1 pseudogene is annotated in these 412 nt (G+C 60.9%); it reads left to right on the top strand.

Features of this window, described 5'->3' with window-relative positions:
• Nucleotides 1-18 precede the first annotated feature (18 nt).
• Nucleotides 19-412: pseudogene (locus WCE05_RS26235) on the top strand (DNA/RNA helicase, superfamily II protein); the annotation flags it as partial.

Here is a 412-nt window from a genome sequence, read left to right as displayed (position 1 = left end):
GATCAGGTGGGACGGGCTGTGAACCGCTTTGCACTGGTGGCGATGGCAGGTGAACTGGCAACCCGTCTGGGTATCACCGGCTGGCCTGAGGGTGAAGCACTGCGGGCAACCCGCGTCTGCCTGAACGCATGGCTGAAAGATCGCGGGCACACCGCCAATCAGGAAGATATCGCCGCACTGGAGCAGGTTCGCAGTTTCTTTACCGCGAATCAGTACAGCCGCTTTGCAGACTGGTATGACGAGCGCAACCGCCCCGGCAATATGGTGGGCTGGCGCAGGGTGGAGAAAGGCAGTACCGCGCAGGGCACGGAAGCTGTCACTACGTTCTATGTCATGCCGTCCGGCTGGAAAGAAATCTGCAGGGGATTTGACCCGCGCAAGGTGGCGCGTCTGTGCGCAGATCGTGGATACC

This window comes from Pseudomonas sp. I2 (assembly GCF_040984075.1).
Lineage (GTDB): Bacteria > Pseudomonadota > Gammaproteobacteria > Pseudomonadales > Pseudomonadaceae > Aquipseudomonas > Aquipseudomonas guariconensis_B.
Note: the sequence above shows the minus strand (reverse complement) of the source record. Positions and strands in the feature narration are given on the sequence as shown.